Here is a 15,390-nt window from a genome sequence, read left to right as displayed (position 1 = left end):
GCCGTGCGCTGGTGTAGCGCCAGCGCCAGGCCGAGAGCACCACCTGCGCCACCGTGATCACCAGCGCCAGCGCCACCCAGGCCGGGCTGACCGAACGCAGCAGCGGCCACAGGGCTTCCGGGTCGATCCACCACCACACCAGGGCCAGCAGACCGGCACTCAGGCTCCAGCGCAGCATCGTCTGGCCAAGCCCTGCGGATTTCATGGGGCCCCTGCGGTGGCTGGCAGCGCCAGCAGGTCCGCGTGGCTGACGGTGATCACTGACTGGCCCCGATCAATGAGCGCCTGGCGGCGGCCGGCCCAGGCCCGGACCCGCTCACCCTGATCCGGGGCCTGCTCCAGTGCCGCCTCCCGCCAGCCGGCCAGCAGGGCCGTTTGCAGGGCTTGGTCCGTGGGCGCCAGACGCCAGGGGCTCTCCGCCAGCCGGACCCGATAGCCCCGCTCCCGCAGCAGGGCCGCCAGCTGGTCGTTGGCAGCCGGACCCAGAGCGGCACCCTCGCCCTTGTCACCCTGCTGGTGGGCGTTGATGAGATCCCGGATCCAGGCGTCGTCCGGATCGGCGGGCTCGAAACCGAACTCCCCGGCATAGGTCAGTACCATCAGCGCAGCGGCACGGGCGCCGGTGAGATAACTCGCCAGTGCCGCCAGCCAGGGTTTGGTGACCAGATCCAGCAGTGCCGAGGCGGTCACCAGGGCCGGTTCCGGCGGCAGTGCCCTGGCCAGGGTGTTGGCGGTCAGCCGGCACTGCAGGAAGTCAACGTTGGTGCCCGGCGGCAGGGATTCCCGGGCACGGGCCAGCAGTGCGGCGTCCTGATCCACCAGCAGCCAGTGGACGTCAACCGGGAGCACCTTTGCCAGATAGCGCAGGTTGGAGCCGCTACCGCAGCCCAGGTCTACCACTTGGGGCGGCCTTTCGGCGCGCTGCGCCAACCAGTGAGCCGCGTCCCGCGCCAGGCCGGGGTCGCGGGCGGCGTGATCCGCCGGCTCCCGCAGGCTCAGCCAGTCACCCTCGAACTGGCTGGAACGGCTGGGCTTTTGCGCCAGCAGTTCAGCAACCGCGCTGCGGAAAGCCGAGGCGGCCTCGGACCAGGACGTCAGCCGGGCGGCTGATTGGCGGGCGTCGCGAGCCAATTGCCGGCGCAGGCCAGGGTCGGCCATGAAATCCGCCAGCAGTCGGCGCAGCTCGCTCACCTGTCCCGCTGGGTACTGCCGGATACCGGGGCGTCGGCCAGTTTCCGCCAGGGCCCCGCCGTCCGTGGTGATGACCGGCAGGCCCCGGCTCAGGGCCTCGTCGATCACCATGCCATAGCCCTCGTACAGGGACGGCAGCACCATCAGATCGGCCCATTGCCAGTACTCGGCCAGGGCCGCTTCGCCCAGCTCGCCGGTCAGGACCACCCGACCGTTCAGGCCGGCCCGGGCGATGCGTTCCCACAGCCGCTTGCTGTATTCCGGCTGACGCTGGTCGGAACCCGCCAGCACGCATTGCCAGGAATGGTGGGCCAGCTCGGCCAGGGCAGCCACCAGGTGGTGCTGGGCCTTGCGCTCGGACAGGGTGGCCACACAGAGAATCCGTACCGGCTCGCCGGCCGGGATGTCCCGCACCGGGGTCATGTGGGCCCGGTGTACCCCCGGCGGCACCACGCGAATGGCCTGGTCAGGGACATGGTATCGGCCAAGGCCCGCGGCAGTGGTGGCGCTGGTGGTGATAACGCCCGCCACCTGTGCCAGGGCATCGGCTTCCAGACGGAACAGCCGGACCTGCTGCGCAGGCTCCAGGCCGGCCTCGTCCGCCAGCGGATGGTGCACCAGTGCCATCAGATCCAGGCGCTGGCGGTGCCTGGCCAGGGTGGCGGGCTGACCACCCATGGCCAGCCCATCCAGCACCACCAGGCTACCGAGCGGAAGCTCCGAGAGGGCCTGGTCCATGGCCGCCAGGGCGGTCTCATCGGGCTCCGGGAAACGGCCCGCCAGACCCTGCAATCGAACCGGCTGGCCAAGCTGTTCCAGCCTGCTCACGATCTCCCGGACATAGCCATAGCCGCCGGTGCGCTGGCCCGGATCGCCGGGCACCAGGAACACCCAGGGCGATCGGTCTTCGGGTCCGTCAGAGCTTGCCACGGTAACTGGCCCAGGCAATGTGGGATTCGCTCAGGGTGACCTTGATCGCACACAGGCCCTGGCCGGTCTTGCCCAGGTCGCCCTTGCCGATGGCCTCGGCCAGTCGGTCGAAGATGACCCGGGCCATGAATTCGGTGGTGGTGTTGCGGCCCTTGAACTCGGGCAGATCGTCCAGGTTCTTCATATTGAGGGGTGCCAGGGTCCGCTTGAGCACCTCGCTGGCCAGGCCGATATCGACGATCAGGTCGTCCTGATCCAGCTCCTCACGCTCGAAGCTCACATCCACCACATAGGTGGCGCCATGGAGGCCCTGGGCCGGGCCGAAGATCTCGCCACGGAAGCTGTGGGCGATCATGAAGTGGTCGCGGACGGTGAGGCTGTACATTCAGTTTCCCTTCTCTAGTTGTATGGTGGGTTCAGTTGGATTCCGGGCCAGTGGCGCCGGTGGCGGCCGGATAGATGATTCGGTGACAAAGCTCGCCGCTGCCGGCCTGGCTCAGCCGCGCCATCGCCCGGGGCAGGTCATCGAAAGGACTCTCGCCGCTGATCAGGCCGTCCAGCGCAGGGTCCGCCAGCAGTGACAACGCCAGCTGGAGGCGCCGGCCATAATCCCAGCGGGGGGCCTGGGCCGGGCTCACGGTGCCCACCTGGCTGGAGCAGAGTTTGAGCCGGCGGGCGTGAAAAGCACCGCCCAGCGGCAGGGTCACTTCCTGGTCGCCGTACCAGCTCATCTCGACGATGCGCGCTTCCCGCCCTGCCAGATCCATGGCGGTGCGCAGACCGTCAGGGTGACCGGAGACGTGGATCACCAGATCGAAATCCTTGTCGTGACACCGGGTGACAAAACGCACGCCCAGACTGTCCAGCAGCGGCAGACGGCCAGCGTCGGTGTCGATGGCGGTGACCTGCGTGCCGGGTATGCGGCTGGCCAGGTAGGCCACCAGGGTGCCAACCACCCCGCAGCCGATGACGGCAATCCGGTCACCGACCCGGGGGGAGGCATCCCAGAGGCCGTTGACGGCGGTCTCCATATTGGCGGCCAGCACAGCACGGCCGGCGGTGACACCAGCCGGTAAGGGATGCACAGCGCCGGCCGGAACCCGGAACCGGGTCTGGTGGGGAAACAGGGTAAACACCTCCCGCCCACACAGATGCTCAGGGCCGCGAATCACCCTTCCGACGTTGGCATAGCCGTAGCAGACCGGAAACGGAAACTCCCCCATCTGGAAAGGCGCCCGCATGCGCTGGTATTCACTGGCCGGAATCTTGCCCAGGTAGACCAGGCTTTCGGTGCCCCGGCTGACACCTGTGTAGAGGGTTTCCACCTCCACCCATGGCTGATCGTCGCCGGGCTCGGCCAGTTCCGCCGGACGAATCTCTCCGGTCGCTGGCGCGGTCACCCAGAAGGCCCGGGGAACCTCTGCCGAATCGCGCTGGTCAAATCGCTGGGTCAAAAGAAGCCTCCTGGTCATTCCGTTTCGGGGTGTCCTGACTCGGGGTGAAGCCATCCAGGGCCGCCGCCCCGGCGTATCATTCAGTCGATGGGCCGCACCAGAGCCTGGGGATATACTGACACAACCAAATACGTTCCGGTGCCCTTATGGATTCCAGCCATGCCGATGGCAGCTCAAGAAACAACCCCTTTGGGGCCCTGGCCGCCGCCCTGGCGGTTCTGCTTGGCCTGGTGCTGGCCACCCGGCTGGTAGCCCCACTGCCATCACTGGCGCTCTTGTTGGCACTGGCGCTCTTTGCCGGGCTGGCGGGCCTGCTGCTCTGGGGCTGGCGAATGACACCCGCGCTGTCACAGTTTGGCGCAGCCAATACCATAACCCTCATGCGCTCGGTGCTGGTGTTATGGATGGCCAGCCTGCTGCCGTTTCCCGATGCCCTGGCCGAGCTGGTCTGGCCCTTTGCCCTGGCCGCGCTGGCCGTGCTGCTGCTGGACGGCGTGGACGGCGCCGTGGCAAGGCGCACCGGCACCAGTACCGCCTTTGGCGCCCGGTTCGACATGGAGCTGGATGCCTTCTACCTGCTGGTGCTGTGTGGCGCGGTCATGGCCCTGGATAAAGCCGGCGCCTGGGTGGTGGCCCTGGGCCTGATGCGATATGGGTTTATCCTCGCCGGCCTGGCCTGGCCATTCTTGCAGGCGCCGCTGCCGGATAGCTTCCGCCGCAAAACCGTGTGTGTCTGGCAAGGTGTGACACTGCTGGTGGCGGTGCTGCCGGTGACCGGCGCCGCCTTTGCCACCTGGACGCTGGCTCTGGCCCTGGTGCTTTTGACCTGGTCCTTTGCCGTCGATACGCTCTGGTTGCTACGGCAACACCGGCCCCGGTTGCCAATGGGTGACGCCGGCGCCTCATTCGAATCCGGGCCGCCCCGGTCCTGATTGCTTACAAGGAGACCGCCATGAAAATCTTCCCGATGCCGTCCGCAAACCCCCGTCTCGGCGTGGCCCTGGCAGGCGTGGTCAGCCTGCTGCTGGCGCTGGCCCTGCCGGCGCAGGCGGAGGTACGCAAGTACACCATCGACCCTGACCACTTCAGCCTGATGTTCGAGGTCAACCACCTCGGTTACGCCAGCGTGATCGGCCTGTTTCTGGAATCGGAAGGCTCGTTCGAGTACGACGCCGAGGCAGGCACCGTGCCCTCCGGCAAAGTGACCGTGCAGAGCGACAGCGTGTTCACCAATCACGAGAAGCGTGACGAGCACCTGCGCAAATCCGACTTCCTGCACACCAGCGAGTACGAAACCGTGGTGTTCGAAGTCACCGGCTTCGAGAAAACCGGCGACAACACCGGCAAGCTGACCGGCGACCTCACCCTGCTGGGCAAGACCCGGCCGGTCACCCTGGACGTCACCCTCAACAAGGCCGCGGAGTATCCCATCACCCACGAGGAATACACCCTTGGCCTGTCTGCCGAAACCATCATCAAACGCAGCGAATGGGGCATGACCTACGCCCTGGACCCGCTGCTGGTGGGTGACGAGGTCCGGCTGCGCTTCGAGTTCGAGGCCATTCGCGAGTCCGAAGGCTTCTTTGGGTCCTGACACCGCCAGCACTGTGACCTGCATCACAGGCTGGTAACAAATCGATACAAACGGGGCAAAGCCGTTGCCCCTCCCGTTGTCGGCCATGTATGTTTTTTAGACAAGAACAATACTGAGTCATTGTCAGACAATGGCCGGACCGACAACGGGAATGACCATGGCTTTTCGAGGTGCTTTGATCGTCACCGCACTGGTCGGCAGTGCGGCTGGCCTGGGATACCTGATCGCCGCCGACAACCCGCCCTGGCAGGCCGTGAGCCTGCCACCGGGGCCGGCACCGATGGTGGCGACGGCTTCATCCTCTGCACCGGCGACACCCCAGGCTGCGACTCCCGAAAAACAGCCACCGCCGGATGACCCCGTGGTCTACCTGCTGGCCCAGGTGGCGGATCAGTATCAGCAGACCACCCGCTACCCACCCTATTCCACACCCCTCACAAAAGCCCAGGCCGAGGCCTATCGGGGCAACGTCTACCATCCGGTCAAACTGCCGCTGGCCGGCGGTGGCCAGTTCAGCGTGACCCTGGAGAAATTCCGCTTCACCCGCGGCGAGGACATCCTGGTGATGGCCAGCCTGAGTGGCCCGGAGGTGGTCGCCCGCACCATGGACGTCATCCTGGAAGCCACCTCCGACCGCACACAGGTAGCCGCAACCACCCTGGAACGGCAGGACGATGGCTTCTACCAGGGCAGTCTCGACAGCGACGTGACGCCCGGTGAATACCGCCTGGTGGTGGAAGCCTCGGTGGACAGCCAGCCGCTGCGGCATGTGTCCACCCTTACCGTAGAGCCGGACCTTGGCAAATTCGAAGGCATCGGTGATCCCCGGGTGAGCAACAACGACCTGGTGATACCGGTGGCTTTCGATGCCCGGGAATTCGGCTTCTACAGCCTCAGCGCCCAGCTCTATGCCGACGGCCAGCCGGTGGCGCAGCTCACCGGCGAACAGGCCCTGGACGGCACCGGCGACGAGATTGAATTGCGGGCCCACGGCTCTGTGCTGGCACCCAGCGCCGGCGCCGATACCCTCACCATTAAGGGCCTCCAGATCCGGCGATTGCCGGCCAGGCCCGGTGACCGCACCGACCATGCCTACGGCCCGGAGGACGGGTTCAGCTTCACCCCACCGGACCTGGACGCCCTTGAGGATGTGCCGGCCCGGGACCCCGAATCGGAACAGCGCGCCGCCCTGCTCAGGCAGATGACGGCCGGGTTCTGATGGCGACGGTTAGCGTCGCCGATGCAACGTAGCAGTACGCCATAACAACAATCCAAGTACGGAGACGAAGCAACGATGAAGCCCATAACGAAAGTCGCCCTGTCCGCCGGTCTCGCCGCCGGGCTGCTCGCGACCGGCGCCAGCGCCCAGCTGGCCGGTCACAATGTGATCCTTGTGCACGGTTTCCAGCAGGAGGACCTGTCCAACCCACCGGCCAACCTGCAGGAGGTCAAGGCCGCCGGTGCCGATTACTGGCGCACCTTCTGGCTGTCCCGGTCCGAAGCCCGCATCGACTGGCCCAGCAATGGCCGCATCGAAGGCAGCATTGCCCAGCAGGCCTACAATCAGATCCGCAGCATCAGCCAGCAGGGTCTTTGCAACAATTTCTGCGTGCTGGTGTCCCACTCTACCGGCGACCTGGTGACCCGCTACATCCTCGAGAACCAGGCCCGCTGGCTGCGCGCGGATGGCCTGCAGCCGCTGAAGATACTGACCGCCCTGGACTTCTCCGGAGCCGGCGGCGGCACCGAACTGGCCGACCTGGCGGTGAGCGTGGCCTATAACGACAGCTGGTACCTTGCGCCAGTCAAGGCCGCAGTGGAGCTGTTCACCGGCATCGACCCGGAGCCGGGCAAGCTGGGCGTGGTCAATGATTTGCAGACCAACGCCGCCCGCAACCTGGCGGTCAGCCCCAACAGCATCCCCCGCATCCGTCTGGTGGCCGGGGGCTCTTCCTACGGCGGTGTGACCAAGCCGTTTATCGCCGGCACCGATGATGGCGTTGTGCCCACCCATTCCGCCTGCGGTGCCACCACTGCCGAGGGTGTGGACTCCTGCATCTCCAATCTCAGTCTGGCGGGCAAGTACAGCAGCCAGGACGGCCCCGACGGCCTCTACTACAACCACTACCCGGTGCTGATGAACGAAGGCGTGTCCCACAGCGGCGTGCTGGGCTCGGAAACCGGCAATATTTCAGTGCCCGTGGTCAACAACACCACCCTGAATGGATTCCGGGTGGACTTTGCCAGCCGCACCTACAATCGGCGGGCCTGGTGGCAGTGGTGGGGTTCCGGTGACCGCTACATCGAAGTGCCGGGCTCCGATCAGACCGACATGTCCAGCCTGGTGTACAACACCCTCAACAACTGAGGATGACTCAAAGGGCCCATGGATGGGCCCGGCTTTGGCCTTTACGCACCCCGCGCTTCTGCGCTCTCCCTCGGTACTAGTACGCTCTTAATTCGCTTGCTACCCATGTTAGAATCCGATTCCGTTTTGCGGAATTGCCGATTTGCTTTGGTATTCCGATAGCAGCCGATTCAGGAATAGCCGCCCAATGCCCCTGTCCAATGCCCACAAATCCGACCTGTTGCTGGTGGTGGTGACGCTGCTGGCGGCCATCAGCTGGATGTTCTCCAAAGAGGCGGTGCTGCTGATGCCGCCACTGCTGTTCATGGCGCTGCGATTCCTGCTGGCGGGCGGTATCCTGGCACTTGCCGCCCATCGCTACTTGCAACGGCTGACCCGGGACCACCTCAAGCGCAGTGTGCAGGTGGGGCTGGTGTTTGGCGTGGCCATGAGCTGCTGGATCATGGGTCTGTTCCATGCCTCCCACGTGGGCGAAGGCGCCTTTCTCACCAGCCTGGGGGTAGTGATTGTGCCGGTGATTGCCCGCATCGGCTTTGGCGAGCCCCAACCCGCCAGCACCTGGCTGGCCATTCCGGTGGCCGTCGCCGGTCTGGCGCTGCTGTCACTCCAGCATGGATTTCGCATGGAGGCCGGCAAGCTGTACTTTGTGGCGGCGGCCTGTATCTTCGCGCTCTTCTTCATCCTCAACACCCGCGCCGCCAATACGCGGATTGAAACCGGCGCCGGCGGCCAGACCGTCCACCGCGAGCGTGTGCCCGCGCTGGTGCTGACCGCCATCACCCTGATCACCGTGGGCCTGTTTGCCAGCGTGCTGTCACTGCTGCTGGAGCCGGCCTGGTCGGTCACCTTCAGCGATTTCCCGGCCATCCTGGCCTGGTGGGTGCTGGCCAGTGCCCTGATCGGCACCGCCGCCCGCTTTTTCGTGCAGACCTATGCCCAGAGCCTGTCTGCCCACAGCCATGGCGTGGTGATCATGGTGCTGGAACCGGTCTGGGTCGCGCTTTTCGCTGCCGGCTGGTTCGGCGAAACCATGAGCGCCTCCCAGCTTGGTGGCTGCGCGCTGATCTTCGCAGCGCTCCTGATCAACCGCTGGGCCGCCCTCAGCCGGGCCGTCCGGGGCTGGCTGAGAAGCCGCTGAAAATGTCCTCGAAAAGCCACAAAGAGGTTGACCAACCGGACCGGTATCCGTATATTTCCTCCCCGTCGAGATAGGACCATAGCTCAGTTGGTTAGAGCGCTGCCTTGACATGGCAGAGGTCGGCGGTTCAAATCCGCCTGGTCCTACCAATAAAAAGAGCTCCCATCGGGAGCTTTTTTTATGGGTCAAAAGACAGTGATTTGAACCGCGCCGGTCCAACTCGAGCCCTTCATTAATCCCCCAATGCTATGCCATCCATCCTGGGATCAGCCCCACCCTGCCATCCCGCGCGTGTGCGCTGGATACCGTGGAGCCCGCTCTCAAGAGTGATCACGTCCACCTCGTGACCCATGGCCCTGAGCCGGCCAGCTTGTTCTGCCGCCGGGGTTCCGGCCTCCAGCTCCAGGCTATAGCCCTTACCCCGGTGCAGGAAGTTGGGCTGGCTTATGGCCTGCTGTACCGTCATGTTCCAGTCAAGCACCCCCACCAGCGCTTTCACCACGTAGCCGATAATGCGGCTGCCGCCCCGGGACCCGAGTATGAGCTGAACCTCCCCGTCGGCATCCATCACGATGAGGGGCGACATGGAACTGCGCGGTCGCTTACCCGGCGCCACCGCATTGGCCACCCGTTCGCCGTCATACCGCGGCTTAAAGGTAAAGTCGGTCAGCTGGTTGTTCAGCAGGAAGCCTCTGACCATGATTCTGCTGCCGAATGGGGATTCGATGGAGCTTGTCATAGCGACGATATTGCCCTGCTGATCGACAATATTGAAATGGGAGGTGCCGGTGGTTTCCTTTTCGACCGGCACCGGTTCGTCCTCCAGGAAAACCGGACCACCCGGCTCCCCGGGATGCACCTCTGCCATGGCGCGGGTGGGGTCTATCAGCGCGCCCCGGGCGGCCAGGTAGGGCTCCGAAACCAGGGGTTGTGAAGGCACATCCACGAATGCCGGGTCGCCGACATACTGAAAACGGTCGGCGAATGCCAGGCGGCTGGCTTCCGCTATCAGGTGAATCGCCTCGGCACTGCCCGGCGTCAGGGCGGCCAGATCGTGTTGCTCCAGCATGCCGAGAATCTGCAGGACGGCGATACCACCCGAGGAAGGCGGCGAGGCGCCGCACAGGGTCCATTCCCGATAACGGCCACACACCGGTTCCCGCCGCTGCGGGCTGTATTCCCGCAGGTCGGCCATGGTGATGTCGCTGCCCAGCAGCCAACGGCCGCGAGCGGCCTCGACAACGGATTCGCCGATGTCACCTTTGTAGAACGCATCCGGCCCCTGTTCCGCCACCTGGCCCAACACTCGTGCCAGCTCCGGATTCTGCAGGCGCGGAGGCTCCTCCCGCCACTGCCTGACAAAGTAATCGTCGGTGTCGCTGAGAAGGCGCAGCGAAAAATCATCGTCAATCTGGCGCTGGAGGCGATCGGGCATGGCGATGCCGTCCCGTGCCAACTCGATGGCGGGCTCGAACAGCTCCGCCCAGGGCCTGGTACCGTGCTCCTGGTGGGCGTCATGCAGCATGGCGACCAGGCCCGGCACACCCACGGAGAGACCGGAAGGTACGGCCAGGTACAGTGGCATCCGCCAGTGCCAGAGCATGAAGCGGTCCGGTTTTGCCGCTGCAGGTGCCACCTCCCGACCGTCGTAAAGTGTTATCCGGCCACTCGCTGCATCCCTGTAAAGCAGGAAGCCACCACCGCCGATGCCCGTTTCCGGCGGTTCGACGAAAGTCAGTGCCATCTGCACCGCCACCGCCGCATCCATGGCATTGCCGCCATTTCTGAGCACCCCAACCCCGGCCTCGACGGCGTGGGGGTTTGCGGCAGTGACCATGAAACGCTCGGCCATCTGCTCCTCCGGCCTCTGACTGGGGGCAGGAACACCTGCGGCGTCCGGGGTACCGCTACAGGCCACCAGGGTCGCCATGGCGATCAGCAAGCAGAGGTTTTTGAAAGCCTTCTGGCCTGGCACACGGATATGAAAGGTGGATCGGCGTTGCGCTCTCAGGAAATTGGAGAACAGGAACCTGCATGTGACAGCTTTTTTTACACCTTGATCCAGGCGCCTCGTCCCAGTGGCCTGATTCGGCGTCATAAAATACTCCTGGCTCGAATTATGCTGATTTCCCGGGGAATCCATCGTCTGGAGGATCCACCATGAAACATCTGATCACAGGGTTTATGGTATCAATTATCTCTACCGGTGCATTTGCCGGCACCATTGCTCAGCCGCCGGTATCCGTCCCTGAACCGGGCATGCTTGGTCTGTTCGCCGCCGGCCTGACTGCTCTGTTTCTCGCCAAAAAGTTCCGGAAGTAAGCCGATTCAGGAAGGCTGACAGCAGGGACGCTGACTTTCCGGGTTCGCTGGACCTAGCACCATGACCGCCCAGTCGCTCTATCTGATCTGTATTCCGCTGATCATTGCCGCCGAATACTGCTTTGCCAGAAACCAGCTCGGCGAAAGCCGCCAAGACCGCTGGCTGACCAATGTCAGCCTCGGTTTCATCAATGAGGCGGTGGTGCTGGCTTCTCCGGTCTGGATCGCGCTCCTTCTTCCTACCCCCGAGGCCGCCCTGCTGCCCGGCCTATGGGGGGCCCTGCTGGCCTTTGTGCTTATGGACCTATTTCTCTACTGGTTGCACCGAGGCTACCATGCCTTCGGCCTGATGTGGCGTCTCCACCGTGTTCACCACTGTGATCTGGACCTGGACTTCACCACCAGCTTTCGCCACCACCCCGGCGAAGTGGTGGCCAACCTGGTGATCATCTATGCCCTGATGGCCGGTTTCGGTTTCAGCCCCCTGCAGGTGGCACCCTATCTGGTGTTTGCCCGACTGGTGCAGCTGGTGGCCCACGCCAACATCCGGCTGGAAAGCCGCACAAGCCGCCTCCTCCAGGCGTTGCTGGTCACCCCGGATGTCCACGAGATCCACCATTCCCCACACCAGCCCCTGACCGATTCCAACTACGGCGAGGTTCTGACCATCTGGGACCGGCTGTTCGGCACCTTTACCGCGCCCCGACCTCTCACCGGCCCCGTGAATATTGGCCTGGCCGAATTTCGTGCGGTAGACGATCAGCGTCTTGGCGCCCTGCTCAGGCAACCCCTCCGCTGATTGGACCAGATCCCTGATAGCCGCTGACTTTCACCGCTATCAAAAACCCGTACGGGTTTAAGGTTTGGATCCGACCCCGGCGGCCCCACTGATTATTAAGTGACCACATTCACCCAAGAAAACAGGTGAGGTACCTAATGGCAGAACACAGAATCAAGCTGCAAAGCAAAGAGGAAGTGGCTGTAGACACCATGGCGTTCCACTTCGAGAAACCGGAGGGCTTTCAGTTCAAGGCCGGACAGACCGCGGAATGGAAACTGATCGATCCGCCGGAAACGGATTCGGAGGGCAACTCCCGCACCTTCACCATCGCCTCCGCACCCTATGAGAACACACTGATGTGTGGCACCCGCATGCGGGACAGCGCCTACAAGCGCTCGCTGGAGAAGCTGAAGCCGGGGGATGAGATTCTGCTGGACGGCCCCGGTGGCTCATTCAAACTGCACAACGACGAGAGCACCCCGGCCGTGTTTCTCACCGGCGGTATCGGAGTGACGGCGGTCCGCAGCATTCTGTTGCAGGCCCTGAAAGACAAAGTGGGTCACAAGCTGGTGGTGTTCTACTCCAACCACCGACCCGAAGATGCCGCCTTCCTGGAGGAGCTGGATCAGTCACGGGACAACAACCCGGATTACACCTTCGTTCCCACCATGACCCAGATGGACAAGTCCGACCAGTCCTGGCACGGCGAAACCGGCCATGTCGACAAGGCCATGCTGGAGAAGTATCTGGACGACCTCACCAAGCCCATCTACTACCTGGACGGACCGCCGGACATGGTGGAAGGCCTGTTCAAGGTGCTGACCGACGCAGGCGTGGATGAGGACAACATCCGGACGGAGGAATTCCCCGGCTACTGACCCGTCTCAGCGGCTCCGGTCCCCGGAGCCGCACACTTTCTCGCCTCCCCTCAGACTTTGTAGAAGTCCCGGTACCAGTCCACGAAATTGGCGATGCCCTGCTCCACCGGTGTGTTTGGCTTGTAGCCCACGTCCTCGATCAGGGCGTCCACATTGGCGTAGGTGGCGGGTACGTCACCGGGCTGCAGCGGCAACAGGTTCTTCCGGGCCTTGCGTCCCACCCGCTCCTCGATGATCTCGATGAACCGGGACAGCTCCACCGGGTTGTTGCTGCCGATGTTGTAGAGCCGGTAAGGCGCCTTGCTGGTGCCCGGGTCAGGTTGCATGCCGGACCACTGATCGTTGCCGGTGGCGACGTGATCCAGGGTGCGCACCACACCCTCCACAATGTCGTCGATGTAGGTGAAGTCCCGCCGATGGTGACCGTGGTTGAACACATCGATGGGCTCACCGGCCAGAATCTTTTTGGTGAAGATAAACAGCGCCATGTCCGGCCGGCCCCAGGGGCCGTAGACGGTGAAGAACCTCAGGCCGGTGGTGGGCAGGTTGTACAGGTGGCTGTAGGTGTGGGCCATGAGCTCGTTGGCCTTCTTGGAGGCCGCGTAGAGACTCAGGGGGTGGTCGACGTTGTCGTGCACCGAAAAGGGCATGGCCTCGTTGGCGCCGTACACCGAGCTGCTGGAGGCGTAGACCAAGTGCCTGACATCGTTGTGGCGGCACCCCTCCAGAATGTTCATGAAGCCCACCATGTTGGCGTCCACGTAGGCGTGGGGATTCTCCAGGGAATACCGCACGCCGGCCTGGGCCGCCAGGTGCACCACCCGCTCGGGCCGGTGCTCACGGAACACAGCCTCCATGGCCTCCCTGTCCGCCACGTCCTGGCGAACTTCGGTGAAACCGGCCTTGGGGGTCAGGCGGGCCAGCCGCGCTTCCTTCAGTGAAACGTCGTAGTAATCGTTGACGTTGTCGACGCCGATGACCTGGTCGCCCCGATCCAGCAGGCGATGGGCAAGGTGGGAACCGATAAAGCCGGCGGTGCCGGTGACCAGAATTTTCAAGACACTCTCCCTGAGCTGCGACAGCATGGCAAAAAAGACGCCCTAGTTTACCCAAAGCCCGGTGTCGGGCGCACCCTCTCTGACGCGGCATCGAGACAATCGGCGGCCCGGGCCACGGCACCAGGGCAAAAAAAAGAGCGCCACCAGGGCGCTCTTTTGACAGACATCGGCTTTGATCAGAAGGTCACGCCGGCACTGATGAACGGGCCGCCGATTTCCACGTCCAGCTTGTCGTTGCCGTCTTCGTAATCGATCGACATTTCCCGGTAGCCGGCACGCAGTGTGACCACGGTAACCTCGAACTGGCCATAGGCGTTAAGGTCGTAGATGGAGTCGCCGTCGTAGCTGATGGCGTTGCCTTCGGCACCCACGGAGACGCCGGTCAGGGGCAGGTCGAACCGCGCCGCCAGGTAGCCCATGGGCACGATGGCGTCGATCTCGGTGCGGCTGGCGGCGGTTCCGCCGACTTCCTGCACCAGCAGCTCGCCATCCAGGTCGCGGGCGGTGATACCGGCGTCCAGGTTGACCCAGTTATCCAGCAACTCGTAGTAGAGGGTAATATCCAGCTGGTCCAGATCCAGGTCCGACTGCACTTCCACGTTGCCGGGAATGAAATCGAAGCCGTCCAGACCCAGCTCACCCCGGCCGCTTTGCTCGATCTTGGTGTAGTTCAACCGAACGTTGGGCAGCAACGGTACCGGGTGCTCAATGTAGGCATTCAGGTTGGCATTGCTGTCGCTGTCCAGGTTCAGGTCGTTCTCCACGTCCACCGTGCTGCCGTTGGTGGCGGCGGTACCGCTGAGATCAGAATCCCAGTAGCTGACGCTGGCTCCCAGGCCCACCACATCGGCGGCGGCCTGACCGGCCAGGAAAGGGCTTACGAGGGCTGCGGTCATCGCCGTGACCAGTGTTTTTCTGTTCATGAATCACCTTCAGATGGTTGGTGGATCCGCGCTCAGTCGAACTCGATACCGAGACGCTTACCGACTTCCTCATAGGCCTCGATGACTTCGCCGAGGCCCTGCCTGAAACGGTCCTTGTCCATCTTCTTGCGGGTTGCCTTGTCCCAGATGCGGCAACCGTCCGGGCTGAACTCGTCGCCCAGTACTATGCCGCCATTGGCGCGGCCAAACTCCAGTTTATAGTCCACCAGCAGCATGCCGGCGTCCTCAAACAGTGACTTGAGCACCTCATTGACACGGTAGGTCAGGGCCTTCATCTGCGCCAGCTCGTCCTCGCTGGCCCAGCCAAAGCTGATTGCCAGGGATTCGTTGACCATCGGGTCGTGCAGGGCGTCGTTCTTGAGGAACAGCTCAAAGGTCGGCGGTGTCAGGGCTCTGCCCTCTTCCACACCCAGGCGCCGGCACAGACTGCCGGCGGCAATGTTTCGTATCACGCATTCAACCGGAATCATATCCAGCTTCTTGACCAGTGACTCCACCGGCGACAGCAGCCCCTCGAAATGCGTCGGAACGCCGGCGGCCTCCAGCTTCTCCATGATGAAAGCGTTGAAACGGTTGTTCACCATGCCCTTGCGGTTGAGCTGCTCTTTCTTCTCGCCATCGAAGGCCGAGGTGTCGTCCCGGAACAGGAGCACGAACCGCTCCGGATCATCGGTACGGTAGACAGATTTGGCTTTGCCGGCGTAAAGCTGATCGCGTTTTTCCATTCGGGGT

At 63.8% G+C, this 15,390-nt stretch carries 15 protein-coding genes, 1 tRNA gene and 1 pseudogene; 9 read left to right on the top strand and 8 right to left on the bottom strand.

Annotated elements, in window-relative coordinates; translation table 11 throughout:
* The 4 genes and pseudogenes from R3280_RS00520 to R3280_RS00505 all read right to left on the bottom strand — a co-directional run.
* A pseudogene (locus tag R3280_RS00520) lies at positions 1-205 on the bottom strand (lysylphosphatidylglycerol synthase domain-containing protein); the annotation flags it as partial.
* On the bottom strand, positions 202-2,121 hold the full coding sequence (locus tag R3280_RS00515; protein WP_318996604.1) for a glycosyltransferase: 1,920 nt from the start codon (positions 2,119-2,121) through the stop codon (positions 202-204). The gene R3280_RS00515 and the pseudogene R3280_RS00520, both read right to left, overlap by 4 nt.
* Positions 2,108-2,506, bottom strand: coding sequence for a 6-carboxytetrahydropterin synthase (locus R3280_RS00510; RefSeq protein WP_318996603.1), 399 nt, complete (start codon positions 2,504-2,506; stop codon positions 2,108-2,110). Before R3280_RS00510 ends, R3280_RS00515 begins: the two co-directional genes overlap by 14 nt.
* Positions 2,507-2,537: 31 nt before the next feature.
* Entirely contained in the window at positions 2,538-3,575 is a 1,038-nt protein-coding gene (locus R3280_RS00505; RefSeq protein WP_318996602.1) for a zinc-binding alcohol dehydrogenase, read from the bottom strand.
* Between the two features lie 146 nt (positions 3,576-3,721).
* Here R3280_RS00505 and R3280_RS00500 point away from each other — a divergent pair, with 146 nt between their 5' ends.
* The 6 genes from R3280_RS00500 to R3280_RS00475 all read left to right on the top strand — a co-directional run bounded on the left by R3280_RS00500 (position 3,722) and on the right by R3280_RS00475 (position 8,824).
* Complete coding sequence (locus tag R3280_RS00500) at positions 3,722-4,507, top strand: CDP-alcohol phosphatidyltransferase family protein (RefSeq protein WP_318996601.1); 786 nt, start codon at positions 3,722-3,724, stop codon at positions 4,505-4,507.
* Between the two features lie 20 nt (positions 4,508-4,527).
* Positions 4,528-5,169 carry a YceI family protein gene (locus R3280_RS00495; RefSeq protein ID WP_318996600.1) on the top strand — a complete coding sequence of 214 codons (642 nt, stop codon included), beginning with the start codon at positions 4,528-4,530 and terminating at the stop codon, positions 5,167-5,169.
* A 157-nt stretch (positions 5,170-5,326) separates the two neighbouring features.
* A complete protein-coding gene (locus R3280_RS00490) occupies positions 5,327-6,388 on the top strand; it encodes a hypothetical protein (RefSeq protein WP_318996599.1) in 1,062 nt (353 codons plus the stop codon).
* A gap of 75 nt (positions 6,389-6,463) precedes the next feature.
* On the top strand, positions 6,464-7,537 hold the full coding sequence (locus tag R3280_RS00485) for a hypothetical protein (protein WP_318996598.1): 1,074 nt from the start codon (positions 6,464-6,466) through the stop codon (positions 7,535-7,537).
* Positions 7,538-7,730: 193 nt separating this feature from the next.
* Positions 7,731-8,675, top strand: a complete 945-nt coding sequence (locus tag R3280_RS00480; RefSeq protein ID WP_318996613.1) for a DMT family transporter — start codon at positions 7,731-7,733, stop codon at positions 8,673-8,675.
* A 72-nt stretch (positions 8,676-8,747) separates the two neighbouring features.
* Positions 8,748-8,824 (top strand) — tRNA-Val (locus R3280_RS00475).
* A gap of 83 nt (positions 8,825-8,907) precedes the next feature.
* Here the strand turns inward: R3280_RS00475 and ggt are convergent.
* On the bottom strand, positions 8,908-10,527 hold the full coding sequence (gene ggt / locus R3280_RS00470; RefSeq protein ID WP_318996597.1) for a gamma-glutamyltransferase: 1,620 nt from the start codon (positions 10,525-10,527) through the stop codon (positions 8,908-8,910).
* A 308-nt stretch (positions 10,528-10,835) separates the two neighbouring features.
* Between ggt and R3280_RS00465 the strand changes: the two genes are divergently transcribed.
* The 3 genes from R3280_RS00465 (at position 10,836) to R3280_RS00455 (ending at position 12,656) form a co-directional block, all read left to right on the top strand.
* Positions 10,836-10,997 (top strand): PEP-CTERM sorting domain-containing protein, encoded by a 162-nt coding sequence (locus R3280_RS00465; RefSeq protein ID WP_318996596.1) that lies wholly within the window; start codon positions 10,836-10,838, stop codon positions 10,995-10,997.
* A gap of 61 nt (positions 10,998-11,058) precedes the next feature.
* Positions 11,059-11,796: a sterol desaturase family protein gene (locus tag R3280_RS00460; RefSeq protein WP_318996595.1), complete on the top strand. Its 738-nt coding sequence runs from the start codon at positions 11,059-11,061 to the stop codon at positions 11,794-11,796.
* A gap of 137 nt (positions 11,797-11,933) precedes the next feature.
* On the top strand, positions 11,934-12,656 hold the full coding sequence (locus R3280_RS00455) for an FAD-dependent oxidoreductase (RefSeq protein ID WP_318996594.1): 723 nt from the start codon (positions 11,934-11,936) through the stop codon (positions 12,654-12,656).
* A 50-nt stretch (positions 12,657-12,706) separates the two neighbouring features.
* Here R3280_RS00455 and R3280_RS00450 read toward each other — a convergent pair whose 3' ends face one another.
* The 3 genes from R3280_RS00450 to purC form a co-directional block, all read right to left on the bottom strand.
* Complete coding sequence (locus tag R3280_RS00450) at positions 12,707-13,714, bottom strand: NAD-dependent epimerase (RefSeq protein WP_318996593.1); 1,008 nt, start codon at positions 13,712-13,714, stop codon at positions 12,707-12,709.
* 176 nt (positions 13,715-13,890) lie between these two features.
* Positions 13,891-14,637: a TIGR04219 family outer membrane beta-barrel protein gene (locus R3280_RS00445; protein WP_413468721.1), complete on the bottom strand. Its 747-nt coding sequence runs from the start codon at positions 14,635-14,637 to the stop codon at positions 13,891-13,893.
* Positions 14,638-14,669: 32 nt separating this feature from the next.
* Positions 14,670-15,383: a phosphoribosylaminoimidazolesuccinocarboxamide synthase gene (gene purC / locus R3280_RS00440; protein WP_318996592.1), complete on the bottom strand. Its 714-nt coding sequence runs from the start codon at positions 15,381-15,383 to the stop codon at positions 14,670-14,672.
* Between the last annotated feature and the right edge of the window lie 7 nt (positions 15,384-15,390).

The sequence above is a fragment of the Marinobacter sp. genome, from assembly GCF_033722195.1.
Lineage (GTDB): Bacteria > Pseudomonadota > Gammaproteobacteria > Pseudomonadales > Oleiphilaceae > Marinobacter.
The sequence above is the reverse complement of the archived record's forward strand: the minus strand, read 5'-3'. Positions and strand labels throughout refer to the sequence as shown.

What these genes read in the sequence shown, in the direction of transcription:
- R3280_RS00510 (WP_318996603.1), bottom strand. Translation starts at nt 2,506, where the DNA reads ATGTACAGCCTCACCGTCCGCGACCACTTCATGATCGCCCACAGCTTC.
- R3280_RS00500 (WP_318996601.1), top strand. Translation starts at nt 3,722, where the DNA reads ATGGATTCCAGCCATGCCGATGGCAGCTCAAGAAACAACCCCTTTGGG.
- R3280_RS00495 (WP_318996600.1), top strand. Translation starts at nt 4,528, where the DNA reads ATGAAAATCTTCCCGATGCCGTCCGCAAACCCCCGTCTCGGCGTGGCC.
- R3280_RS00490 (WP_318996599.1), top strand. Translation starts at nt 5,327, where the DNA reads ATGGCTTTTCGAGGTGCTTTGATCGTCACCGCACTGGTCGGCAGTGCG.
- R3280_RS00485 (WP_318996598.1), top strand. Translation starts at nt 6,464, where the DNA reads ATGAAGCCCATAACGAAAGTCGCCCTGTCCGCCGGTCTCGCCGCCGGG.
- ggt (WP_318996597.1), bottom strand. Translation starts at nt 10,527, where the DNA reads ATGGCCGAGCGTTTCATGGTCACTGCCGCAAACCCCCACGCCGTCGAG.
- R3280_RS00465 (WP_318996596.1), top strand. Translation starts at nt 10,836, where the DNA reads ATGAAACATCTGATCACAGGGTTTATGGTATCAATTATCTCTACCGGT.
- R3280_RS00460 (WP_318996595.1), top strand. Translation starts at nt 11,059, where the DNA reads ATGACCGCCCAGTCGCTCTATCTGATCTGTATTCCGCTGATCATTGCC.
- R3280_RS00455 (WP_318996594.1), top strand. Translation starts at nt 11,934, where the DNA reads ATGGCAGAACACAGAATCAAGCTGCAAAGCAAAGAGGAAGTGGCTGTA.
- R3280_RS00445 (WP_413468721.1), bottom strand. Translation starts at nt 14,637, where the DNA reads ATGAACAGAAAAACACTGGTCACGGCGATGACCGCAGCCCTCGTAAGC.
- purC (WP_318996592.1), bottom strand. Translation starts at nt 15,383, where the DNA reads ATGGAAAAACGCGATCAGCTTTACGCCGGCAAAGCCAAATCTGTCTAC.